This is a genomic window from Bacteroides sp. 3_1_23 (genome assembly GCF_000162555.1).
In the GTDB taxonomy this organism is placed as follows: domain Bacteria; phylum Bacteroidota; class Bacteroidia; order Bacteroidales; family Bacteroidaceae; genus Bacteroides; species Bacteroides ovatus.
Window position 1 is genome coordinate 2312085 of record NZ_GG774949.1, and the last position, 24459, is coordinate 2336543.

Below are 24459 nucleotides of genomic sequence, written 5' to 3' on the forward strand. Positions count from 1 at the left end.
TTTGGCCACAAAGGTATTGTTATGATGTTACAAACGTATGTATTTTTTCTGAAATAAAAAAATAAAGCTCCCTTCTTATTAAATCTCCCGTTAAGAACTTTATCTACCTTTCCATTGTTATTAGTAATAGTAAAGTGCAAATAAGACGCACACCAAAGTTCTATTAAAAAAGAAAGGAAGATTATGAAAAAAGTAATCGACAGAGCTTCATCAAGAGGCTATTTCAATCACGGCTGGCTCAAGACCCATCACACATTCAGTTTTGCCAACTATTATAATCCGGAAAGAATTCATTTCGGAGCATTACGAGTGCTGAACGATGACAGTGTAGACCCGTCTATGGGATTCGATACACATCCGCATAAAAATATGGAAGTGATTTCCATCCCTCTGAAAGGTTACCTGAAACATGGTGACAGTGTACAAAACACAAAAACCATCACTCCGGGTGATATTCAGGTTATGAGTACAGGCAGCGACATTTATCACAGTGAATACAATGGCAGTGATAAAGAATAACTGGAATTCCTGCAGATATGGGTATTTCCACGAGTTGAAAACACCAAACCGGAGTATAACAACTTCGATATTCGTCCGCTCCTGAAAGCAAATGAACTGGCGCTAATCCTGTCTCCGAACGGGAAGACTCCAGCTTCTATCAAACAAGATGCATGGTTCTCTATGGGAAGCTTCGATACGGAAAAAACAATCGAATATAAGATGCATCAGGAAGGTAACGGGGTATATATCTTCGTACTTGAAGGAGAAATCACAGTGGCGGAAGAACGGCTGTCCAAACGTGATGGTATCGGTGTTTGGGATACAAAAGAATTCCCGATACATATATTAAAAGGAACCCAACTTCTATTAATAGAAGTACCCATGTAATTTTCGCTAAAATTTCAATTTATTCTATTCAAAAAGCGGCCTCATCGAAAAGATGAGACCGCTTTTTTATTCATTATCCAAGATTGGTCATTATCGGAGAAATCGTTATTTTCCTTTCTTATAATTCTCCAATCCGGTCTGTAAGAATTCAATATACTTAGGAATATCTTCGTTATAAGCATACGACTTATTCAACGGTTTACCCTGATTGTCCAGCAATACATAGAAAGGCTGGGCATTAGCTCCGAATTTCACACGTTGCAGATAGCTCCATTTATCGCCGACAGTACGCAAAGTACGTTCTGTACCGTTTTCGATAATCTTCACAGGTTCAGTCAACGGAGTTTTATTATCTACATAAAGTGTAATCAATACGTAGTCGTTATTAATCAAATCACTCACTTTCGGGTCAGTCCATACCGCTGCTTCCATCTTACGGCAGTTTACGCAACCATATCCGGTAAAGTCGAGCATAACCGGTTTTCCGTTCAGACGGGCATATTCCATTCCTAAATCATAGTCATCGAATTTCGCGTGTACATCATTCTTATGCAGATTGAAATCTTGCGTCTGCATAGGCGGAGCAAATGCAGATACGGCTTTCAATGGTGCTCCCCACAAACCGGGAACCATATATACGGCAAATGCTAAAGAGATTAACGCCATAAAGAAGCGGGTTACTCCCACCTTATTATCATCGTCATCGTGCGGGAATTTGATCTTGCCCAACAGGTAGAATCCAAGCAAAGCAAAGATGACAATCCACAGAGCCAGGAATGTTTCGCGGTCAAGCAATCTCCAACCATAAGCCAAATCAGCAACTGACAAGAATTTAAGTGCAAATGCTAATTCGAGGAAACCCAGCGTAACCTTGATAACATTCATCCATCCGCCGGACTTTGGCATCGATTTCAGCCAAGACGGGAACAGGGCGAAGAGTGTAAACGGCAATGCCAAAGCGATGGCAAATCCTAACATACCGATTGCCGGAGCAACTACGCTTCCTGTTGTAGATACCTGTACAAGCAGGAAGCCGATAATCGGACCTGTACAAGAAAAAGATACCAATGAAAGCGTGAAAGCCATCAGGAAAATACTTAGCAATCCGGTCGTAGATTCAGCTTTGCTATCTACTGCATTTCCCCACTTCGACGGCAGCCTGATTTCAAACGCTCCAAAGAATGAAGCAGCAAAAATCACCAGCATCAGGAAGAAGAGAATGTTGAAAATAGCATTGGTAGATAAAGCGTTTAATGCACTGGCTCCGAAAATCAAAGTAATAGCCAAGCCCAATGCCACATAAATCACTACGATAGATGCACCGTATGTCCACGCATCACGAATTCCTTTCTTTTTGTCTTTACTACGTTTTAAGAAGAAACTGACTGTCATCGGAATAATCGGCCATACACAAGGGGTAAACAATGCCAATAATCCACCCAGAAAACCTGTTATGAATATATATATCCAGGACATGTCTTCCTGACCATGTTCTTCTCCTAAGGCTTGTAAATCACTGATTACCGGTTTCCAAAGATCACCCGATGCAACAGCAGGCTGAATATCCGTAGCAGCTTCGGTTGTAGTTGCAGGCACCAGTTCCATCATCGCAGAAGAATCTTTCGTAGCAGCAGGAACGGGTTCTTCTTTTTGCTTATCCGCTACCTTTTGCTCCGGTTGCTCTGTTTTTGTTGCAGCGGCATTTCCGGCTTTTGCTACTCCGGAACACTTAAACGGCACCTGAGTAGGAGGCAGACAACTCTCGTCATCACAAGCTCCATATTCCAGATAACCTTCGATTGCGTAAGCTCCACCCGTGAATTTTACTTTCTGCACAAACTTTGCTGTATTCTCGAAATAGCGTACCTTCATTTCGAACAATTTATCGAAAGTAGATACTTCTTTGCCTACAGGCTTCAGTTTGCCTACAAGCTCGACACCCGATTTATTATCAACATTGAATGTTGCGGAAATAGGGCCGCCATCTCCCAAATCGGTAGAATAAACATGCCAACCTTTATCCATGGTAGCTGTAAACACCACCTCTGCCTCCGTATCGGAGAGAGCTGTCAGCTCTGTTTTAAACTTTACCGGATCTTTGATCTGCGCTTGCAATGCATATACAACAAAGCTTAAAAGCAGGAAAGAAATTATTTTTCTCATCTTTATTTTTTGGGTTTATAATTCATAGTCTACGCACGCACGGCTCTCCTTCGTTTCAGCCAGAATCTTTCCGGCAGCTACGTGATCGGGATGTGTTGCGTAGAATCTAACATCTTCTAGTGTATCAAACTCACTGTAAAGCGCAATATTCCATGTTTCACCAGGATTCATATTCAATCCGACCTCCACTTTGCGAATTACAGAAATTTTAGCAGGAAGAGCTTCTATCGCTTCCTTGAATTTAGTCATGACTTCCAGTTTCTCTTCAGCAGGAACTTCGTCTTTTAACTTAAATAATACAATGTGTTTTACCATTACGTTGTTATTTTAATGAATTGTTTCTATATTTGTCTTGTTAATGCGTTTACCACATTAATAGTAATGCAAAAATACTCTATTTGGTTCAAATATACATTTAAAGAGATGTTAATTATAGGAATAGCAGGCGGAACGGGCTCCGGAAAGACCACCGTCGTACGGAAAATTATAGAAAGCCTCCCCGCAGGAGAAGTAGTACTCTTACCACAGGATTCATACTACAAAGACAGTAGTCATGTCCCGGTTGAAGAACGCCAGAATATCAATTTTGACCATCCGGATGCTTTTGAATGGAGTCTGCTATCCAAGCATGTCATGACGCTGAAAGAAGGGAAGAGTATCGAACAGCCCACCTATTCTTATCTCACATGCACGCGCCAGCCCGAAACCATTCATATCGAACCTCGTGAGGTGGTTATCATTGAAGGAATCCTTGCCTTATGTGATAAAAAGCTGCGCAATATGATGGACCTTAAAATATTTGTTGATGCCGATCCCGACGAACGCCTGATTCGTGTCATTCAGAGAGATGTCATTGAGCGCGGACGTACTGCCGAAGCTGTAATGGAACGCTATACACGGGTTTTAAAACCTATGCACCTGCAATTTATCGAACCTTGCAAACGATATGCCGACCTTATTGTACCGGAAGGAGGCAGTAATAGGGTAGCTATTGATATACTGACTATGTACATCAAGAAGCACCTTAAGAATTAAAAATTAAAAATTAAGAAATGAATGTCAAGACACTGAGTATTCCTTTATTTCTTATTCTATTTTGTTGTATGCTCGGATGCCGGAATAAGCATCATAACAAGATGGATGAGACAGCGCGTGATCTTCCACAAATAAAAGATAGTGGCGAACTCGTTGTATTGACATTATATAGCTCTACTTCCTATTTCATTTACCGGGGACAAGAAATGGGGTTCCAATATGAACTTAGTGAACAGTTTGCCAAAAGCCTGGGACTAAAACTTAGGATTGAAGTAGCCAACAGCATCGACGAAATGATCCAAAAATTATTGGCAGGTGAAGGAGATATGATTGCCTATAATCTGCCAATCACCAAAGAGTGGAAAGACAGTCTTCTTTATTGTGGCGAAGATGTAATTACTCACCAGGTAATTGTTCAGCAAGGAAGAGGAAAACAGAAGCCGTTGAAAGATGTAACCGAACTGGTCGGAAAAGATATATACGTAAAACCAGGGAAATATTATGACCGCCTCGTCAATCTGAATAGTGAATTAGGAGGAGGTATCCGGATTCATGAAGTCACCAATGACAGTATCACTATTGAGGACTTGATTACGCAAGTAGCGCAAGGAAAAATTCTGTATACGGTGGCCGACAATGATTTAGCCAGACTTAATAAGACCTATTATCCCAATTTAAATATCGGCCTGTCCATCAGTTTCGATCAACGTTCTTCGTGGGCGGTACGAAAAGACAGCCCCGAGCTGGCAGCCGCCGCTACCCAATGGCATCAGGAAAACATGACTTCTCCTGCTTACACAGCCAGTATGAAACGTTATTTTGAGAATAGTAAAATGATGCCGCACTCTCCTATCCTCTCCTTAAAAGAAGGAAAGATATCTCATTATGACCATTTATTCAAAAAGTATTCCAAAGACATCGGTTGGGACTGGCGTATGCTTGCATCATTAGCGTATACAGAATCCAATTTTGACACTACCGCTGTATCTTGGGCAGGTGCCAAAGGACTCATGCAGTTAATGCCTGCCACAGCACGTGCAATGGGAGTACCTCCCGGCAAAGAGCAGAATCCGGAGGAAAGTGTGAAAGCGGCTATCAAATATATTACTGCCACCGACCGGAGTTTCAGCATGATTCCCGATAAGCAGGAACGGCTCAATTTTATCCTGGCATCTTACAATGCCGGTTTGGGACATATATATGACGCAATGGCACTAGCCGAAAAATACGGGAAAAACAAATTAGTATGGAAAGATAATGTAGAAAACTTCATCTTGCTTAAAAGCAATCAAGAATACTTCAACGATCCTGTCTGCAAAAACGGATATTTCCGTGGCATCGAGACTTACAATTTCGTTCGAGATATTATGTCGCGCTACGAATCCTACAAAAAGAAAATAAAAGCATGAGATAAAGTATTAAGTATTAGGTGTAATACCTAATACTTATTTCCTATAGGTCATCAGACTGATTACGACAATAGCCAATACAGATAATGGTAAGGCAAATAATATCGGGTCAATCACAGGGAAAGGATAAGTGGTAATCAACACATCCCGTCCGAATAACGCTTTACAGATACCTAATGCTTCAGATTCTTTCTGATGAAGAAACACAAGAGCAAACAGACTGCCGATTGTTCCCACCCAAAGACTTGCCATGACACCTTGTTTAGTAGCTTTCTTCCAATATAAAGCACAGAAATAGGCCGGAAGAAAAGCGGCTGCACAAATTCCCATAAAGATAGAAGTTCCGCGGGCTATAATATCATGAGGCAACATATAACAAATAATATAGCTGACCAGGATAGAGAATAATACGCCCAGACGGATCACATTGGTAAGTTTATTCCGTGAACGTGGTTTATAAGTTCCGTAAATATCAGAGCCTACCGAAGCACCCATCGTATGGAACTGCGAACTTAACGTAGACATACTGGCTGAAAGGATGCACAACATAAAGAGTGCGGCAAACCAGTCGGGCATCGCTTTATTAATAAAATATGGAATTATCTTATCAATATCCTGCACAACTTCGGTAGCAACCGCTCCTTCTGTTTTCAGGAAGAAAAGATTACTCAAGGCTCCAGCATGATAGATAGCCCCTACTGTTATAATCAGAAAGAAACAACCGATAAATACACCGCGGTTCAACTGCTTGCTACTCTCCACGGTCATAAAGCGAACCACTAACTGCGGCTGTGCAAGACAGCCGATTCCTACTCCTAAAATGAGAGAAGTTACCAGCGAATACCATTGTGGAGAACCTGTGATGGGCATTGCAGTCCATCCTTGATGTCCTAGCGCTTTAAACTTTTCCGGAACTAGCGGAGCAATGGCAGTCAATTCTTTATTAGCTTCGATAAAGTTCATATCAAGCACCTGATACAAAGAAAACAACAGAAATAACATACAGCCAAACATGATAACTCCTTGCAAAGCATCTGTATACATTACTCCTTTCATTCCCCCTGCTATGACATAAGCAGCAATAACCAAGGTAAATATCAATAAGGAAACATTGAAATCAATCTGAAAGATTTGTTCGATGAATACGGCTCCACCTTTCATTACAACCGCTGCATAAAGCGGCATTCCGATGAAAATAACAGCAGCAATAAATACCTGTATATTACGGGAACGGAAATGACGGCCTAATAATTGAGGGAAAGTACTCACATTCAACTTCGCCCCCATACGCCGGGTACGCAAACCGAAAAAGATAAAAGCTATAACCACCCCAACAAACATATTGAGGAAACAGAGCCACTGAATACCCATTCCAAAAGCAGCCGCCACTCCTCCAAAACCTACAATAGCAGATGCGGAAATAAACGTAGCACCATAAGAAAGTGCCATTACGATAGGATTCATCTGACGTCCGCCTACCAAATAGTCACTGGTATTCGTTGTTTTCTTATATCCCAAAAAGCCGAGGTAGGCCAGTGACAGCAGATAAGCTACCACAATTAGTCCAAGAGTAAATGTATTCATCGGGTTTCGTCTTTTTCGTCGTCCTTATTCCAATATTTCAGCCCAAACCAGGCAGCAAAAATCACACATACCACCGAAAGCAGGTAAGGCAGAATAATAAAAGGGTCGTCTATTCCAAACATTTGCGTATCAGATTTTAATCAATTTAGACGCAAATGTAAGGAAATTATTGAAAAGACAAAATTTTTGTTTACTAATACTGATTATAATGTATCTTTTTCTCGTCAAATTTCTGTTTCGGGTTCTCTTTTGTAGCCGGATAGCCAAAAGGAATGACACAAAGCGGAAGAATATTATCGGGCAGGTTAGTATATTTACGCACTACTTGCATACGGTCTTCATAAGGATAGGCCGCTGTCCATACAGCACCCAATCCCAGACTTTCAGCAGCCAACAAAATATTCTGTGCTGCTGCAGAACAATCTAAATACCAATATGACGAGCGTACTGAATCTCCACAGACGATGATGGCATTACGGGCCTGCGTCAGCATTTTGGCATAAGGAAGTGCAGCTGCCATTGAATCCAGTTTGGCACGATCGGATACCACCACAAATTCCCATGGACGGATATCCCTACCCGTAGGAGCAGCCATTCCGGCACGAAGCATCAAGTCGATTTTCTCTTTCTCTACTCCTTTATTTAGATAAGCACGCACACTTTTGCGCTCGAAAATATTATCCAACACAGCATTTCCGGTTCCGGATGTTCCTTTTTCTTCTTTTGCAGAAGAACAGGAGGTCATAGCAGTGACTGCTACAATCAGACATAAGAAAGAGAAAATCTTTTTCATTGTGACAATGTTTAAAACAGGTTCAACTTATTTTTCTGTGCTTCTTCCAACGAAACAGTTTCACGCTTCATCAGCCCACTCTTTTCACGAAGCGCTTGATATTCTGCCTCCAATTCATTCACCAGCTCGGCTTTTGCCTGCGGGTTGAGCAATTTGGAAGCGACACTTGCATTTTGGGAAGCATCTTTCAGGTGTACTACCGGAGCATGATAAACAGGAGCAATCTTTAATGCCGTATGCATCTTCGATGTAGTGGCTCCACCAATCAAAAGAGGAATATCCAAACCTGCTTTTTCAAGTTCAACAGCCACGTGAGCCATTTCTTCCAAAGATGGAGTAATCAGTCCACTCAACCCGATCATATCTACCTTTTCTTCAATAGCACGCTGAACGATGGTTTCTGCAGGAACCATTACTCCTAAATCTACAATATCATAACCATTGCAGGCCATCACTACAGCTACAATGTTTTTTCCGATGTCGTGCACATCCCCCTTTACAGTTGCCAGTAGCACTTTACCAGCCGAAGCACTTCCTTCCACTTTTTCCGATTCAATGATCGGTTGCAAGATAGCTACGGCTTTCTTCATGGTGCGGGCAGTCTTCACAACCTGGGGAAGAAACATCTTACCGGCACCAAACAGTTCACCAACATGGTTCATTCCATCCATCAGCGGTCCTTCAATTACATCGACAGCTTTATCATAAAGAGGCAATGCCTCTGCCAAGTCCTGTTCCAGAAAATCTCCAATTCCTTTCATCAAGGCATACTTCAAACGTTCCTGAACAGTTCCTTCTCTCCAGGCATCTTGCTTGACAGCCGGTTGTCCGGCAGTTTCGCTCATGTTTGCTTTCAGAGATTCCGCTAATTCGATAAGCCGTTCCGCCGCATCCAGACGACGGTTTAAGACAACATCTTCTATCTTTTCCAAGACATCAGCCGGAATATCAGTGTACAATACGGAAGTTCCCGGATTCACAATTCCCATGTCCATTCCTTGTTGGATGGCGTGATAAAGGAACACTGCATGCATGGCCTCACGGATATAATTGTTGCCACGGAAAGAGAAAGAGAGGTTGCTGACTCCTCCGCTGATATGTGCACCGGGGAGATTTTTCTTTATCCAAGCAGTAGCTTCAATAAAATCTACAGCATAGTTATTATGTTCTTCAATCCCCGTAGCTACGGCAAGCACATTGGGGTCAAAAATAATATCGTGAGGATTAAAACCGATTTTGTCAACCAAAAGACGGTAAGCCCGTTGGCAAACTTCGATTTTACGGGCGGCTGTATCTGCCTGTCCTTTTTCGTCGAACGCCATGACCACAGCAGCGGCTCCATATTGCCGGATGATTCGGGCATGTTCAAGGAAGGCTTCCTCCCCCTCTTTCAAAGAAATAGAGTTGACAATTGATTTGCCCTGAAGACACTTCAGTCCGGCTTCAATAACTTCCCATTTGGAAGAATCGATCATAATCGGAACACGGGCTATTTCCGGTTCAGACATGATAAGGTTCAGGAAAGTAGTCATCTCTGTCTTTGCCTCCAACAATCCATCGTCCATATTGACGTCAATCACTAAAGCACCGTCCTCCACTTGTTGGCGGGCGATAGAAAGGGCTTCATCATATTTCTTTTCATTGATGAGACGAAGGAACTTGCGCGAACCGGCTACGTTGCAACGTTCGCCGACATTCACAAAGTTTATTTCCGGCTTCACTTCCAACAGTTCAAGTCCGGAGAGCCACATACAATCCGGCGCAGAGGCAGGAACGTGTGGTTTAGCTCCTTCTACAAGGGCGGGATATTCAGCAATATAAGCATCTGTCGTACCACAACAGCCACCAATAATATTGATTAATCCTTCTTCAATATATTCTCTCACTTCATGAGCCATATCCGCAGGTGTCTGGTCATATTTACCCAGACTATTCGGTAACCCGGCATTCGGATAGGCACTAATATAATAAGGTGCACGGGATGCCAGCTGTTCCAGGAACGGCTTCAACTGACGGGCACCGAATGAGCAATTCAAACCGACTGAAAATATATTGGCATGTTGCACAGAAGCCAGAAATGCATCCAATGTTTGTCCGGACAATGTTCGTCCGCCAATATCAGACACTGTTACAGATAACATGATCGGCACTTCTATGCCTGTCATTTTCATGGCTTGTTCGGCAGCAAAAATTGCAGCTTTGGCATTTAGGGTATCAAAGATTGTCTCAATCAGAATGGCGTCTACCCCACCTTCGAGCATTGCTTCCATTTGTTGCTGATAGGATGCAGCCAGTTCGTCGTAACTCAAAGCACGATAAGCCGGGTTGTTCACGTCCGGGCTCATAGAACAGGTTTTATTGGTAGGTCCTACGGAGCCGGCCACAAAACGTGGTTTATCTGGATTCTTTACAGTGTATTCGTCGGCAAGATCACGGGCTAGTTTTACGGCTGCCAGATTCATCTCACGTACGTATTCTTCTACATGATAATCAGCCATAGAAACTGTAGTCGAACTGAATGTATTGGTCTCGATGATATCCGCACCTGCTTCCAGGTATTTACGATGAATATCTTGAATCACGTCGGGACGTGTGAGACACAATAAGTCGTTATTCCCTTTCAACTGTCCGGGGATATGCGCAAATCGTTCACCACGAAAATCTTCTTCCTTGAGGTTATATTGTTGAATCATTGTACCCATTGCCCCATCCAGAATAAGGATGCGCTCGGATACGACTTGAGAAATTGTCTTTTTCATTACCCTATCACATTAATTCCTAATTACCTACTCTGCCATCATCTGCCAGACTCTTCGCAGTCCGGCGTTTATCTTATAGCGGTTTTTAGTTACCGCTTGAACATTCTTGCCATATCTCTACGGTCGTCTTTCTCCTTTATAGATTCCCGTTTATCATATTCTTTCTTACCTTTCGCCAAAGCGACTACCAGTTTCGCCAAACCTTTTTCATTGATAAACAAGCGTACAGGAACAATCGTAAAGCCGGGATTTTTCATCTCCCGCTGAAGTTTTTCCAATTCTTTTTTATTAAGTAACAACTTCCTCTCTCTACGTGCCGTATGGTTATTGTACGATCCATAGAAATATTCGGCGATGTGCATATTCTTCACCCACAATTCGCCTTTCGTAAAATAGCAAAACGTATCTACCAGACTGGCTTTTCCCAAACGAATGGATTTTATTTCCGTACCGGTCAATACAATACCTGCTGTGTAGGTATCTATCAGCTCGTAATCAAACGTAGCCCGTTTATTCTTTATATTTACAGGAGGTTGTTTCATCTTTACTCATTAATTAAGTATAGCCGTCAGTCTATTAAACACGATCTGTATCACCGCCGGACATAGTATTAACAATACAGACGACAAAAGGGTGTATTTTAATCGTTGTTTTTCTTCTACTCCCATCAGTACAGGAACTCCCTCCCATACCACATAGACGATGTAGAACTGCAGCAACCAAGCAATAATTCTAAAATCAGGTAACAGTCCGGTTACTATCTGAAGCAGGAAAGGCACAACCAATGCATATCCTGCAAACTGTTGTGTCAACGGCATATTACTATGCATACCAAACATTCTTGTTCCCATTTCATTAATGGCATAAGCTGCCAGAAAATAGCCACCGAACAGGGCTACAGCTACGGCACAACAATTGGTCATAGCTATCTGGAAACTTTGCGGACCTCCCCATCCATTCGTCAATAACGAACCAATGAATACGGACAGACCGCATAAACCAATCATAGGATAGACAAAAGCTATATATACTTTTCGCCTATCCTCTTCCATAGAAATTTCCTCCCAGGCCTTGGCCGGAGAGGAAATCAATTTCATTGCTATGTTAAATAGTTCTTTGTAGTTCAATGTTATTCTGTAAACGCGTATTGATATTCAACTGAAGTTTCTCCATTCTCGTCTTTCAATTCATCTTTTGAGCTATTGGTTTCAGCTTTTAATACCAAATATTGTGGCAATTTACCAGTTTTCTCTTTAAACTGATAAAGAGCTGAACTAATTGAATAAGCTCTATAAGCATATGTGAAGTTGGAACGAGTTACACTTTCCTCTCCATCCTCAACACGGTGACTAATATATAAATTCAACTTAGTAGCATTGCTTTCTATTTCATCAGGATTATAGGAAAGACAAAATGAATGTTTCTTTAATTCTGATTCTTCAACACTAGAGTTTGTAACCTTCACCCAATATGGCATTGTTAAAACAATCGTATTTTTATCATAATAAACCAGACTTGACTGTTGCTTATCCAATGTATAAAGAGGATTAGTAGGTTCAGTCTTTGTTGTAGACAAACTTTCATCACCTTTAGGATCAATACAAAGTGGAGTAGATAACAGCGTTACTGGTATACTATTACTATTCGCTGATACCTGTGATTGGTCATATTGACATGAAATTATGTACATAATCCCATCCAATAAACCTAATTCTGTAGTTGGAACCAACTTAGTAGTTCCATCACCCATCAAAAATGATGAATAATTATACTTAACAGGAACAGTCATCGTAACATTGTGGTTATCGTCTCCATTCATACATGAAGTAACCGACATCCCCATAACCACAGCCATCAAAGCCACCAAGAAAAATTTCATCTGTTTCATAAACATATTTTTTAGATTTTGCAAAGATATAAATTCTAATTCATAATTAATAAATGCAAGTACTTAAAAAATACTGCATCCGTTACTTTATTATTTTTGCAAAAAGTTCCAAATGATCATCTACGTAGCTTGCAATCAATGCTGTGACTTGTTCTTCCATCTCTAAATAAGCTTCTTCCAACTCATCAAAAGCTTCATATTGCTCGTACATAGCCATAAATTCATCATCCGTCCGTTCCTTTTCCAAATCTTTCCGGTTGGAATCAAAGATTTTCTTAGCCTTATAAACTAATTTAGAGAATTCTTCCGCTCCCCACAAACGCATCACTTTCGCAAACGGATTATCAAAGATATAGCCACCATAGCCATTCTGAATCAATTGGCAGAATCCCCCTACCATCACCTCATCACGAAAAATCTGATAAGCCAGCAAAGAATGTTGTTCTCCTGTCAGCAGAGGCATTGTTTCAGCAGTTAGTTCACCACCGATCACCTCTTTATATTTATCTGTAAACGCTTGGATAAATTCGTCCATTCCTTCACCCGCAGCCTTCTGTAAAGCAGACTCTAAAACTTCGATCATATCTTCATTTAATATTTGAAGCAACAAAGTTACAACTTTAATCCCATATCTAATAATGATACGCCTACAATCTTACTAAAAACAATTATCAATCCGTTTCATTCCTTCCGGTACGGTTTTGAAGCAAATGATACTTTAGCAAACAAGTATTGAAACGGTAGCCCGTGAAATAATATAGAATTTACCTAACGTACAAACGTAGGTTATCTACCGTGTGAATGTCCGTTACCTACCGGGCGAGCATCAACAACCTACCAGACAAAAGTCGGTCATCTGCCGGACGAACAGTTCATGAGGGACACGGGAACAGAAACGGTACCGACGAAGTGATCCGAACCGACAACGGCAGCATCCAAAGCCATCTTCTCCGCCCAGTATTATTGCTGTTGTTTATAACAGAAATAATACTTTTACTTACTCTTCTTTACTCTTCTCTTCTCTACTCTACTGGTTTTCATTGGCTTTTCCCCCTTTACTGGTGGGCGTTTCAGCGCTTTGTACACCCCTCTCCGAACACCCTCATTTTTGTATCCTTTTGAACTAAATAACGTAAGCTTTTAGCGGAATAATCCCTCTCCCCCTATTTATCTGCTGCCTAATCCTATACGTGTAATCGCATCCCCAAATAAACCCCTATTAAATAAGGTATAAGCCAAATGCACCAAACTACAATGCTGAAACGATTAAAATGTCTCTTTTCTATAGGCGTTCCCTTCACATAGGTCCATATCGCCCATAACGCATGTACAAACATCAGAAGAATAGCAATTGCCCCTGTCACCGTATGCATTTCGTCATGCAGATGAGTCAGTTCGGCAATATGCTCCATCAGGCTTGTACCCACCGTATCAGCCAACAACCCGAGAAGAAAGAAAATGAGATGCCAAAACTTTAATTTCCTTTGAAGACGTTCTCCCCAAACACCTATCGTATAAAAAATAAGTGCAGATGAAATAACGCAAATTGCCGCTATTAAATAATGTATATCTACTTGATTCAGTTCCATAAATTTTCTTTTTCTAATAACAACAAAGCAAAGAATAGATAGTTCTCCCGGTCTCAATCTTTCACAAATGCAATCCCGACTTTACAAACGACAAAAAAACGTAAACAGATTTGTCACTTTTCACAAAAAAGTAATAAAAGGCGATTTGCAGAAACAAATAAATCGACTACCTTTGTGGGCGATTTAGAGAATCGTGACTACGTATTTTTAATTATATCACTTAAAAAAAGAGCTAATTATGACTTATTCACACGAAGTGGAACACATGTGTGTTGTAAAGAAGGGTCCTAACCATGGACCGGCTCCCATACCCGAAGAAGGCAAATGGGTAAAATCTAAAGAAATCGTTGATATTTCTGGTTTGACACACGGTATCGGTTGGTGCGCTCCTCAACAAGGTGCTTGTAAACTGACACTGAACGTTAAAGAAGGTATCATCCAGGAAGCCTTGATCGAGACAATCGGTTGCTCTGGTATGACTCACTCAGCTGCTATGGCTTCTGAAATCCTTCCGGGTAAAACAGTTCTTGAAGCATTAAACACTGACCTTGTTTGCGACGCTATCAATACTGCAATGCGCGAACTTTTCTTGCAAATCGTATACGGACGTACTCAATCGGCTTTCTCTGAAGGTGGTTTGATTATCGGTGCAGGTTTGGAAGACTTAGGTAAAGGTCTGCGTAGCCAGGTAGGTACTCTTTATGGTACTTTGGCTAAAGGTCCTCGTTACCTTGAAATGGCAGAAGGTTATATCAAGCAAATCTTCTTGGACAAGAACGACGAAATCTGCGGATACGAATTCGTACACATGGGTAAGTTCATGGACGAAATCAAGAAAGGTACTGATGCTAACGAAGCTTTGAAGAAAGTTACAGGTACTTATGGACGCGTAACAGCAGAACAGGGAGCAGTTAAATCTATTGATCCACGTCACGAATAATATAAGGAGGAAAGAAACTATGATTAGAGAAGTAAAATTCGAAAGCCAAGACCGTCGTATCAAAGGTATCATTGCAGCCTTGAACGCTAACGGCATCAAAGACATCGAAGAAGCTAACGCTATCTGCGAAGCTGCCGGACTTGATCCTTATAAAACGTGTGAAGAAACTCAGCCTATCTGCTTTGAAAATGCAAAATGGGCTTATGTAGTAGGTACTGCTATCGCTCTTAAGAAGAACTGCACAAACGCTGCTGAAGCTGCTGAAGCTATCGGTATCGGTTTGCAAGCATTCTGTATCCCGGGTTCTGTAGCTGACGACCGTAAGGTTGGTATCGGTCATGGTAACCTGGCTGCTATGTTGCTGCGCGAAGAAACTAAATGTTTCGCTTTCCTGGCAGGTCACGAATCTTTCGCTGCTGCTGAAGGTGCTATCAAAATCGCTGCAAAAGCAGACAAAGTACGTAAAGAACCGTTGCGTTGCATCCTGAACGGTCTTGGAAAAGACGCTGCTCAGATCATCTCTCGTATCAACGGCTTTACATACGTTCAGACTCAATTCGATTATTTCACAGGTGAACTGAAAGTTGTTCGCGAAATCGCTTACTCTGACGGTCCTCGTGCAAAAGTAAAATGTTATGGTGCTGACGACGTTCGCGAAGGTGTAGCTATCATGTGGAAAGAAGGTGTAGACGTATCTATCACAGGTAACTCTACTAACCCGACTCGTTTCCAACACCCAGTTGCTGGTACTTACAAGAAAGAACGTGTTCTTGCTGGCAAACCTTATTTCTCAGTTGCTTCTGGTGGTGGTACAGGTCGTACTCTTCACCCGGATAACATGGCTGCCGGTCCTGCTTCTTATGGTATGACAGACACTATGGGTCGTATGCACTCTGACGCTCAGTTCGCCGGTTCTTCATCAGTTCCTGCTCACGTAGAAATGATGGGATTCCTGGGAATTGGTAACAACCCGATGGTAGGTTGTACAGTAGCTTGTGCGGTTGATGTTGCTCAGGCTTTAGGTAAGTAATTTATTACTTTTATATATAAGGAGAGTGCCGTATTGAGCACTCTCCTATTTTTATTTAAAAACAAAAACTTTCGGAATAGCGATTCCATTCTATATTTATTAAAAGATACTTGAGCTTTTAGCTCTTATTCTCTCAATCTGAAAACCGCCAATTTGAAGCAAACGAGAATAAGTAACTGAAAGTTTACGTCCTATGGGCGTGAACTATTCGTACTTATTAGTTTGCAGGGTGCTTGGCGGTACCTCAGATTGAAAATAAGTTTCGAATGGTTCCGCCTTTTTTTATATCCCTCTTACATTTATGAAGAATGTTACATTTTATCTACACTTTTGTTGTTTACTTATCTACAATAATATTATACTATCAAGCAACTATAAACATACCTTTGCACAACAATAATATAAAACGACATTACCATATTCTTCAATAGAGATAAACAAAGAGAGGAGATAAAAGAGAGAAACTAATGGCATAAATAAAAGAATTATTAAACTCTCGAAGATCGCCCGGATGTATGATACATATAGGACAACTGATTGAAATGGAACTTCACCGTCAAGAACGCTCTGTGACCTGGTTTGCAAATAAACTATATTGCGATCGAACAAACGTGTACTCTATATTCAAAAGAAAGAGCATTGACACAGAGTTACTATTACGCATTAGTTATATATTAAATCATAACTTCTTCAGTTACTATTTCTCCGAATTTGAAGAAGAACAAACAATAAATCCGAAAATTAGCCAACCAACACGTGAATAATATTCTACAGTTCTGTATATATACTTCCAACAACATATTTTAACCTTATACGTTTTACAAACTATCTTTGCATCAGAAATAAAACAAAATTATAGATATGCAAAACATTAAATATATTATATCAATAATCTCTTTATTTACAATATGCAGTTACACTCACGCACAACAAGTTGACTACTCTATTGTATCAGTACCCGAAGAATCTGGAATAGATTTTATGAAAATAACGTCATCCGGTGATTATGTATGCATGCCAGTTGTAAAACGTTCGTCAGGAAAAATAGATTGGCTTTCTAACCATATACTAGATATTTCTGTAGATGGAAATAATATAGCTTATCTTTCATACAGAAATAATACAACCAACATATTTATTAAAGAATTAAGTAAACAAGGCAGTTCTATCCAGAGAACAAACCGAACAGGAGTATTAGACTTTTCTTATTCTCCAGACGGAAAATATCTCTGTTTTTCTGAAACAAGAGGAAATACCAATCAAATATTTCAGACTAATGCGAATAGTGGATACGTTTGCAGACAAATCACTAATGGAAACCAAGATTACTCTCCCATATATTCCTCAGATATGAAATTGATTTTTTTTGCACGGCAAGAGATGAAAGGAATAAGCATATGGAGCTATAATATTCAAAATAACTTCTTATCTAATTATAGCAATGGAATGAATCCTTGTCCGATAAACAAAGAAAGTGCATTCCTTTGTACACGTATCAGTGGAACTGGAAAAAGCGAGATATGGAAAATTAATTATAAAACAGGCGTAGAAGAATGTATTGTCTCTGATCCGCAGCATAGTTTTACCACTCCCACTCTTTCACCAGACGGTCAATGGATTCTATTTGTAGGAGACAGCAAAATCGATGATAATAACTTCAGTTATCTCAACACAGATATATTTGTATGCAAAGTTGATGGAACAAGACTTTCACAAATCACTTATCACGCAGCGGATGATCTTAGTCCTGTATGGAGTAAAGATGGTAAATATATCTATTTCATCTCCCAACGTGGAGACCCAACAGGAACTACTAACATTTGGAGAATGAATTTTTCTTATTAATTCACTAAAAACATAGAAAACAATGAAAACAATGAAACTTTATTTAACGTGCTGTTTATTAGCTATAGTAACATCAGTTTCTGCACAATTTGCAAACTCTAGCAACAATGTTTCAGCATCATCTTCATCAGGGAGAAATATCGATACAAATGGCTGGAACCGACTTTCCGTATCCGTAAATCCAATGAAAATAACTACCGATATAAAAGGAGGTGACGACTTTAATATGACCGGGTTCTCTTTAGGATATACAAAAGGATTTAGCATAGCCAAACAGATTCCTTTATTTCTAGAAGTCGGTATCAATGCCCGATATGCATTTAAGAAGTTAGACAAAGATGATATGGATGCTCTAGAAGACATGGACGGTTACGAAATGGAACGCAAATATTCACTTTTGTCTTTGGATGTTCCTCTTAATATAGCCTATAAATTTTCATTCCCCAATAGTAACATCGCACTTGTGCCTTACATCGGAATTAACTTTAAAGGAAATATCATAGGTAAATCGAAATTAAATCTAGCAGACCCTGACGAGTTGGGAGAAGATTATGATGATGAAGATGATTTTTGGAAGGATCAGGAGAAACAAGAGAAAGACGGAATAAGACAAAGCACTAATATGTTCGACAAAAAAGAAACCGGAGATAAAGATGCCACTTGGAAACGTTTCCAAATGGGATGGCAATTAGGAATAGGTTTATACTACAACCAACTCTATGCAGGAATAGGCTATGGCAAAGATTTTACAGAACTTTGCAAAAAGACGAAAATCGGTACCACTTCCATTATTATAGGATATAGTTTTTAACGCATTAATTATAGAATAATATGAAAACAATTAAATATTTGTCGATCTTACTAATGACAATTTTATGTTTGGGAACAGTTTCCTGTAGTAAGGATGACGACGAAAAGAAGAAAAATAAAGATGACATTGAGAACAATGAAGATGACGAGAATGATGAGGATGATAAAGCAACTCTAAGCATCATTGGTACATGGAAATTTGACGATGGAGATGGGTGGAGCATAACTCTTAAGCTAAACAATGATGATTCTTTTAAACTAACCGATACGGAAATCTTGAATGGTAAACCAGATACATCTATAGATGAAGGCACCTATAGATATAATAAAAGTAAGTCAGAACTTAAACTAACCCTTGACGACGGTGAAATTATTGTATTTAAAGTTATATCACTAAGTTCTACAAAATTGAAGTTATATGATGAGGAAGAAGAAGGATTTACCTATACTTTCACTAAAAAGTAACCAAGGCTAAATAAAAAAACCTTTTTTTATATCGATCCGCATCTTTGAATCTTGACATTTTTTACAGAAGAGAAAAAGATGCGGATATTTATATAGATATTAACTAAAAAACATTATGAAAACGATTCGAATTTCATCCATTATATGGATATTAGTATTAATTGTAATAGCTTGTGATAACAACAATGACGAAAGAGGCAATTCGAATTCTGCTATCATAGGGACATGGATATCAGAAGATGGAGAATCCACTTTCAATTCTGATGGAAGTGGATTTATATATAGCTATGAAAAAGAGGAATACGACTTCACATATACATTAAAAGGAAATAAGTTAACAATTATTATAAGTAAAGAATTAGGTGTTGAACTTTACTACAAAATTAAAATAGAAGGAGACATAATGAAAGCCACTGAAATAGAAGAAGGAGGGATTACTATTTTTCACAAAAAACATAATAAAGAAGATGGGAGCAAATCTACAATTGCAACTAAAATAATTGGGTCTTGGTATTCGGCAGATGAGATTCTAACCTTTAATTCAAGAGGAAAAGGAGTAAGCCAAGAACTAAATGGAGATGACGAAATCAGTTTCACTTACACTTTAACAGGCAATAAAATAATCATTAAATTTTCTGATGGCAATAAAGTGAAAGGTTCAGTAATTATTTATGGAAATGAAATGTATATCACCACAAACGACGATGCTATCAAATATACAAAAGAATGAAATAAAAACATATCAACTGAATGTTGTTGGATATAAACTAAATAACTATATTTGCATAAACTCATAATCATAGAAATTATGGAATATATCAATGAATTTCACAAGCAATGGATAGAGCGAACCCGCCAATCAATAGCATCTTGGAGCAAGCAGCCTGCATCGTCAGAAGAAGTAAAGAAGCAGCAGGAACGCTTGAAACAACAGAGAGCTATAAGAGAAAACAAATCAAAGAATTAATTAAATTCACTAACCTGAACAGTTTATGGGTTGACTTATCGGATTTTGATGTTACCTATATGGATAAAGGAGGAGAGAACGAAGTCTTTCATGATGGTAATATATCTGTTATTAAGCTTAACAACTTTGAATATGCAGGAGAAGATTTAGAGAATTTCTTCATCCGCATATTTGCGCATAATAAATTCTTTAGTAATGTCCCTTATCACATGATTGGCTTTACCTATAATAGTCAGCATGAATTTTGTGCAGTTCTGATACAACCTTATATAAAGGCAAAACGTGAAGCTACAGAAGATGAAATTGCTGAATATATGGAAGCACTTGGTTTTGAAATGGACTATATAGATGAATTCCATAATGAACAATACGAAATCTTTGACGCTGTCCCTAACAATGTATTATATGGTATTGATGGTGACTTATATTTCATTGATACGCAAATAAGATTAAGATCCCAATCCTACTAAAGATTCTTCTATACCCAAAGAGGATTTGCCTATGACGCAGCCCTTTTGATAATTCGTTCTCTAATTTTTTGGCAAATAGTTCAGATTACTTTATATAGATAAAGAACTCCTATAATCTTAATGATTATAGGAGTTCTTTTTATTTGTAGTAATTTGATATGGATAAATTTATTCAGAAATGTATTACTTCATATAGACCATATCATCTTTTCTTTCTCCTTTGTACCAATCAGTGTTTGATTTACATCCACTTTCAACCCACTTTGTATACATAGGGTAAGCCTTATCAATTCAAATCCCCTCCAGACACCATTTAAAATTAGCTGATGGAATATTAAGAACATTGGGGAAATCAGCACTATGCTCATTATACGAATTGAGATCAAAGGTAGCCTTTCCGTTATTCAGCATCGGAATGTATTCTGCAGCTTTCGGCAAGGTAATTTGAATGACGTCTGTTTCCACTTTAGGAGCATCTTTCACATTCATATAACCAGTCAAATTCTTAACGTAGGTATTACCATTGATACCAAAGCTATTATTAAATAATGCTCCTGTTGCCATAACCTGAATAGAAATCCGTGCATTATTACTATCCTGGATTTCTTCAATATAATACCTCACTACAACATCATTAAAGTCATAATCTCCCTGGTTGGGATAGTTATCCTCAAACAGCCACATTCCTTCCCAAGCAATCTTAGCGGGGTCCAATTCCGGAACTGGTATCTCATTCTCCGGTGTCAAAGCCGGATTGGATTCAATCAGACACAGCACATCATTATAATCCTGGTCAAACCATCCGCCAGGCAGCAAATCTTCCATACCCAACGTCTGATACTTTTTACCTTCAAACGTCAGTGTTCTGATAACTCCTGATGTCATCAATACGTTATTATACTTCACATTGAATTTCGGAGTGGAATACCGATAATCACCCGGATTGAATGCACAGGCAAAGCCTATTTTACAATTGGTAAATGTACCAAGCTTTATTTTATCCCCAATATTTTGAGTTCCATCAAATAAAAGAGTGTGAACTTGAACCTCATTGTCAGTATCGGAATAAGTATAATAGTATAAACTATTATTAAGGTGTGCACCGCCATTACCAATATAAGTAATCCAAACTTCTGTTTTTTCACCTCCGACTATCAAGTCAGAACATACTGCATACATATCACTCGGTGTATTTCTGATCCCTTCCGGATAATAATTATTGATGGCTGTAATCAAAGCATCGGAAAGTTCGCTTTCGGCTCTCGTAACACCTTTATTTACAACAACACTCCCTTTCGAATAGGTATACATCTGACCATTCATCAACAAATATAACTTATCTGTAGCTTTAGGGATTCTGACAGTTTCCGAAAATGGAGCATAGTCAACTAAAATAGGCTTCCCAACCAGATGGCCATCCACGTAAGGATCGTCAGCATAAAGAAGACAGCGTGTATTTTCAACAGCGTTAACACTCACAGTAATGTCTTCAACCAAAGAGAAATCTTTGCCGGCCTCCGGCTCCTGATAATAATTTCTTTCTTCGCACGAAAAGAACGCAAAAATTGCGATAAGCAAGAATGATAATTTCTTCATACCTTAGTCTGTAAAATAAATATGTTTAGTTTTTAAGTCTGGACAAATATGCTACTTTTAACTTGAATATACAAATACAAACCTGTAAGAGCAAATAATGTAGCTAATTCGAGAACTTTTGTATGACTTCGCCTGTTTACATAACAGATACTAAAACATTATACAACAATGCTACTCACATTCTTAAATACACTTGCCACTATTATCAGTGTTATTAGTCTGCTAATTGTCACTTACGGAGTATTAGTCTGCTTCATCGCCTTTTTACGCAATGAAATAAAACGATTCAACGGAACATATACGGTTAACAATATACGGCAGTTGAGGGCGGATTTTGGCACTTACCTTTTGCTTGGATTGGAATTTCTAATTGCTTCCGACATACTAAAAACTGTGGTTGATCCAACGTTGGACGAATTGGCAATCCTGGGTGGAGTGGTTGTAGTAAGAACTGTGCTTTCTGTATTTTTGAATAAAGAGATCAAAGAATTGGCCGAAAATGATTCAGCGAAAGAAATATAGCATATCGCCGCACAACTAAGTTTCTCCAAAGCCATATCTTTTTTATTGCCTGATATTTCTATTTTGCCTACCTTTGTACGGGAAACATTTACACACTGACTGGCAAGGAATAGAAACACGTCAAAAAAAATGGGAATTACACATCTATCTATTGAGCTTACACTTGATCTGATTGCGTTAATTATAGGAATCATCCTTATTATACGTGCTAAAGACAATTATCCGAAATTATATTGGGGAATTATAGCAACCGGCATCGGTATTATGTTTTCATGGGAAAATATCGGATGGCTGACAATTGTCACAGACACTCCGGAATACAACTTCACAGAATTGCTCAACATAGAGAAAATGCTCAAATGGTATGCTTTAGCAAATATTGTAGCCCTGTTCCCTATCGCTTCTTTATCGCCGGGCTATCTGAACCATTTCAGGATATTTACTTTTCTGTTATTACCTATCATTACGATAACGGTAGGAATCAGTTATTTAGGTTTCAATGGGAATATCACCCCCATCCACTCCATAGATGAAATTATTCCGAATATCCATCAAATAGATGTCAAGCTTAGGGCTTGCATATTCCTGTTATCCGTTTTTACCCCACTCGTTCTTCTTATTTATCCGATGATGAATAACAAGACCTACCGCAGGATAAATAATAACATGTATCTATTCATCGGTTTTCTATTCGTATTTTTAGGGATATACATTTTGTTCACTCTAAATATCAATGAATTTGTTTTCAACCTGTTCGGTATTATGGCAATCGTTTTTACGGTCTTATTCTCCATACAATATTTACGTTATGAGAATCCGTTTTCGAACCATATAAACATGATTCATAATGCAAAGAATACGGAAAGCACTATAATGCTACAAGCTGGAAAGCCATCTCCTACTCTCCCGCTCTTCTCAACGATTGAAGCCTATCTTCAGGAACAGCATCCCTATACCGATCAACGGTATAATATAGAACTTTTAGCCAAGTCCCTGAATAAACAGGAACATGATATTTCAGCAGCAATCAAAAGTCAGGGCTTTACAGGTTTCCGGGAATACATTAATTATCTTCGATTGGAATATTTCAGACAGTTAGCCGCCGAAAATCCAAAGAGTAATGTAAAAGAACTTATGTTTGCATGCGGTTTCACCTCCCGGGCAACTTTCTATCGTAACTTTTCAGAAAAGTATGGTGTATCACCCAGTAAATTCATTGAGAATCAAAGAGTAGAACAATAATTTCTTTTTTTAAAAGCACAATTCTTAATAGTAAGGTTCTTCGTCAAATTTGGTGGTAATCTCTTTTTTATTTCAACTGTCTTCTTCTTTCTTAATCCTATTAAAAGTTGTAGATATGTTTGCTTTTTAGTAACTTTAAAGACACCACATCATTAAGAGTTACAATGCAACAAGTCATATCTACAACGTACAAATATACATCAAAAAAAGAAAATGCTCCTACAAATAGGGGATTATTCCATGATTTCAGATTCAGTCTTGGCTACGATAATCTGCAACAAGATGGTATCTCTGAAGCTGTTGGCTCATTGACGGTCTTTCTACATACGGCTGGCAAAGGGGCTTCCTGTCCTTATTGCGGACATTTCAGTCACCGATTGCACAGTTACTACTCCCGTCATATTGAGGATCTTGAAGTTTACGGTCATACTTTGGAGTTAGTCATCAAGGTTGGCAAATATTAT

Annotated in this window: 26 protein-coding genes and 1 pseudogene; 14 read left to right on the plus strand and 13 right to left on the minus strand. The window is 39.1% G+C overall.

All coding sequences use genetic code 11. From position 1 onward, the window contains the following. Positions 1 to 183: 183 nt before the first annotated feature. A pseudogene (locus HMPREF9010_RS15185) lies at positions 184 to 888 on the plus strand (pirin family protein). Positions 889 to 993: 105 nt separating this feature from the next. Here the strand turns inward: HMPREF9010_RS15185 and HMPREF9010_RS15180 are convergent. Beyond that, complete coding sequence (locus HMPREF9010_RS15180; protein ID WP_008648365.1) at positions 994 to 3051, minus strand: protein-disulfide reductase DsbD family protein; 2058 nt, start codon at positions 3049 to 3051, stop codon at positions 994 to 996. Positions 3052 to 3066: 15 nt separating this feature from the next. Then, positions 3067 to 3366: a Dabb family protein gene (locus HMPREF9010_RS15175; RefSeq protein ID WP_008648368.1), complete on the minus strand. Its 300-nt coding sequence runs from the start codon at positions 3364 to 3366 to the stop codon at positions 3067 to 3069. A 108-nt stretch (positions 3367 to 3474) separates the two neighbouring features. Here HMPREF9010_RS15175 and udk point away from each other — a divergent pair, with 108 nt between their 5' ends. Then, the gene (gene udk / locus HMPREF9010_RS15170; RefSeq protein WP_008648370.1) at positions 3475 to 4086 is read left to right on the plus strand and encodes a uridine kinase; all 612 of its coding nucleotides are present in this window, start codon (positions 3475 to 3477) and stop codon (positions 4084 to 4086) included. A 17-nt stretch (positions 4087 to 4103) separates the two neighbouring features. Next, positions 4104 to 5495: a transglycosylase SLT domain-containing protein gene (locus HMPREF9010_RS15165; protein WP_008648371.1), complete on the plus strand. Its 1392-nt coding sequence runs from the start codon at positions 4104 to 4106 to the stop codon at positions 5493 to 5495. A 36-nt stretch (positions 5496 to 5531) separates the two neighbouring features. Here the strand turns inward: HMPREF9010_RS15165 and HMPREF9010_RS15160 are convergent, their stop codons facing one another. From HMPREF9010_RS15160 to HMPREF9010_RS15125, 9 genes are all read right to left on the minus strand, one after another. After that, positions 5532 to 7079, minus strand: a complete 1548-nt coding sequence (locus HMPREF9010_RS15160) for a sodium:solute symporter family protein (RefSeq protein ID WP_004296930.1) — start codon at positions 7077 to 7079, stop codon at positions 5532 to 5534. Then, on the minus strand, positions 7076 to 7201 hold the full coding sequence (locus tag HMPREF9010_RS26545) for a symporter small accessory protein (RefSeq protein WP_004296931.1): 126 nt from the start codon (positions 7199 to 7201) through the stop codon (positions 7076 to 7078). Before HMPREF9010_RS26545 ends, HMPREF9010_RS15160 begins: the two co-directional genes overlap by 4 nt. Positions 7202 to 7272: 71 nt before the next feature. Further along, positions 7273 to 7872, minus strand: a complete 600-nt coding sequence (locus HMPREF9010_RS15155) for a nitroreductase family protein (RefSeq protein ID WP_004296933.1) — start codon at positions 7870 to 7872, stop codon at positions 7273 to 7275. Positions 7873 to 7883: 11 nt separating this feature from the next. Continuing rightward, positions 7884 to 10631 (minus strand): methionine synthase, encoded by a 2748-nt coding sequence (gene metH, locus HMPREF9010_RS15150; protein WP_008648373.1) that lies wholly within the window; start codon positions 10629 to 10631, stop codon positions 7884 to 7886. An 89-nt stretch (positions 10632 to 10720) separates the two neighbouring features. Beyond that, the gene (smpB, locus tag HMPREF9010_RS15145) at positions 10721 to 11173 is read right to left on the minus strand and encodes an SsrA-binding protein (protein WP_008643258.1); all 453 of its coding nucleotides are present in this window, start codon (positions 11171 to 11173) and stop codon (positions 10721 to 10723) included. Positions 11174 to 11182: 9 nt separating this feature from the next. Continuing rightward, the gene (locus tag HMPREF9010_RS15140) at positions 11183 to 11728 is read right to left on the minus strand and encodes a Yip1 family protein (RefSeq protein WP_004305955.1); all 546 of its coding nucleotides are present in this window, start codon (positions 11726 to 11728) and stop codon (positions 11183 to 11185) included. A 32-nt stretch (positions 11729 to 11760) separates the two neighbouring features. Then, positions 11761 to 12519 (minus strand): hypothetical protein, encoded by a 759-nt coding sequence (locus tag HMPREF9010_RS15135; protein WP_004305954.1) that lies wholly within the window; start codon positions 12517 to 12519, stop codon positions 11761 to 11763. An 82-nt stretch (positions 12520 to 12601) separates the two neighbouring features. After that, positions 12602 to 13102, minus strand: a complete 501-nt coding sequence (locus HMPREF9010_RS15130) for a DMP19 family protein (protein WP_008648381.1) — start codon at positions 13100 to 13102, stop codon at positions 12602 to 12604. Positions 13103 to 13703: 601 nt separating this feature from the next. Continuing rightward, positions 13704 to 14108, minus strand: coding sequence for an HsmA family protein (locus HMPREF9010_RS15125; protein WP_004296941.1), 405 nt, complete (start codon positions 14106 to 14108; stop codon positions 13704 to 13706). 238 nt (positions 14109 to 14346) lie between these two features. On the opposite strand from HMPREF9010_RS15125, the gene HMPREF9010_RS15120 reads away from it, so the two are divergent. From HMPREF9010_RS15120 to HMPREF9010_RS15090, 8 genes are all read left to right on the plus strand, one after another. Continuing rightward, positions 14347 to 15048: an iron-sulfur cluster assembly scaffold protein gene (locus HMPREF9010_RS15120; protein WP_004296942.1), complete on the plus strand. Its 702-nt coding sequence runs from the start codon at positions 14347 to 14349 to the stop codon at positions 15046 to 15048. 19 nt (positions 15049 to 15067) lie between these two features. Beyond that, the gene (locus tag HMPREF9010_RS15115; RefSeq protein ID WP_008648383.1) at positions 15068 to 16078 is read left to right on the plus strand and encodes a GGGtGRT protein; all 1011 of its coding nucleotides are present in this window, start codon (positions 15068 to 15070) and stop codon (positions 16076 to 16078) included. A gap of 515 nt (positions 16079 to 16593) precedes the next feature. Then, the gene (locus tag HMPREF9010_RS26550) at positions 16594 to 16842 is read left to right on the plus strand and encodes a hypothetical protein (protein ID WP_008648384.1); all 249 of its coding nucleotides are present in this window, start codon (positions 16594 to 16596) and stop codon (positions 16840 to 16842) included. A gap of 97 nt (positions 16843 to 16939) precedes the next feature. Continuing rightward, positions 16940 to 17923: a PD40 domain-containing protein gene (locus HMPREF9010_RS15105; protein WP_008648385.1), complete on the plus strand. Its 984-nt coding sequence runs from the start codon at positions 16940 to 16942 to the stop codon at positions 17921 to 17923. 184 nt (positions 17924 to 18107) lie between these two features. After that, positions 18108 to 18734 (plus strand): outer membrane beta-barrel protein, encoded by a 627-nt coding sequence (locus tag HMPREF9010_RS0124320; RefSeq protein WP_032852529.1) that lies wholly within the window; start codon positions 18108 to 18110, stop codon positions 18732 to 18734. 20 nt (positions 18735 to 18754) lie between these two features. Continuing rightward, complete coding sequence (locus HMPREF9010_RS15100) at positions 18755 to 19198, plus strand: copper resistance protein NlpE N-terminal domain-containing protein (RefSeq protein WP_008648387.1); 444 nt, start codon at positions 18755 to 18757, stop codon at positions 19196 to 19198. 115 nt (positions 19199 to 19313) lie between these two features. Next, a complete protein-coding gene (locus HMPREF9010_RS15095; RefSeq protein ID WP_008648388.1) occupies positions 19314 to 19928 on the plus strand; it encodes a DUF5640 domain-containing protein in 615 nt (204 codons plus the stop codon). Positions 19929 to 20035: 107 nt separating this feature from the next. Then, the gene (locus tag HMPREF9010_RS15090; protein ID WP_008648390.1) at positions 20036 to 20635 is read left to right on the plus strand and encodes a hypothetical protein; all 600 of its coding nucleotides are present in this window, start codon (positions 20036 to 20038) and stop codon (positions 20633 to 20635) included. 183 nt (positions 20636 to 20818) lie between these two features. On the opposite strand, the gene HMPREF9010_RS26750 is transcribed toward HMPREF9010_RS15090, so the two are convergent. Continuing rightward, the gene (locus HMPREF9010_RS26750; RefSeq protein ID WP_157453727.1) at positions 20819 to 20908 is read right to left on the minus strand and encodes a hypothetical protein; all 90 of its coding nucleotides are present in this window, start codon (positions 20906 to 20908) and stop codon (positions 20819 to 20821) included. An 18-nt stretch (positions 20909 to 20926) separates the two neighbouring features. Then, positions 20927 to 22231 carry an LruC domain-containing protein gene (locus HMPREF9010_RS15085; protein WP_032852530.1) on the minus strand — a complete coding sequence of 435 codons (1305 nt, stop codon included), beginning with the start codon at positions 22229 to 22231 and terminating at the stop codon, positions 20927 to 20929. A gap of 168 nt (positions 22232 to 22399) precedes the next feature. On the opposite strand from HMPREF9010_RS15085, the gene HMPREF9010_RS15080 reads away from it, so the two are divergent. The 3 genes from HMPREF9010_RS15080 to HMPREF9010_RS26335 all read left to right on the plus strand — a co-directional run. Beyond that, complete coding sequence (locus HMPREF9010_RS15080; RefSeq protein ID WP_004296944.1) at positions 22400 to 22753, plus strand: DUF1622 domain-containing protein; 354 nt, start codon at positions 22400 to 22402, stop codon at positions 22751 to 22753. 129 nt (positions 22754 to 22882) lie between these two features. Then, a complete protein-coding gene (locus HMPREF9010_RS15075) occupies positions 22883 to 23995 on the plus strand; it encodes an AraC family transcriptional regulator (protein WP_004325522.1) in 1113 nt (370 codons plus the stop codon). A 164-nt stretch (positions 23996 to 24159) separates the two neighbouring features. Beyond that, a partial coding sequence (locus HMPREF9010_RS26335; RefSeq protein WP_192922357.1) for a transposase family protein occupies positions 24160 to 24459 on the plus strand: 300 nt, incomplete at its 3' end.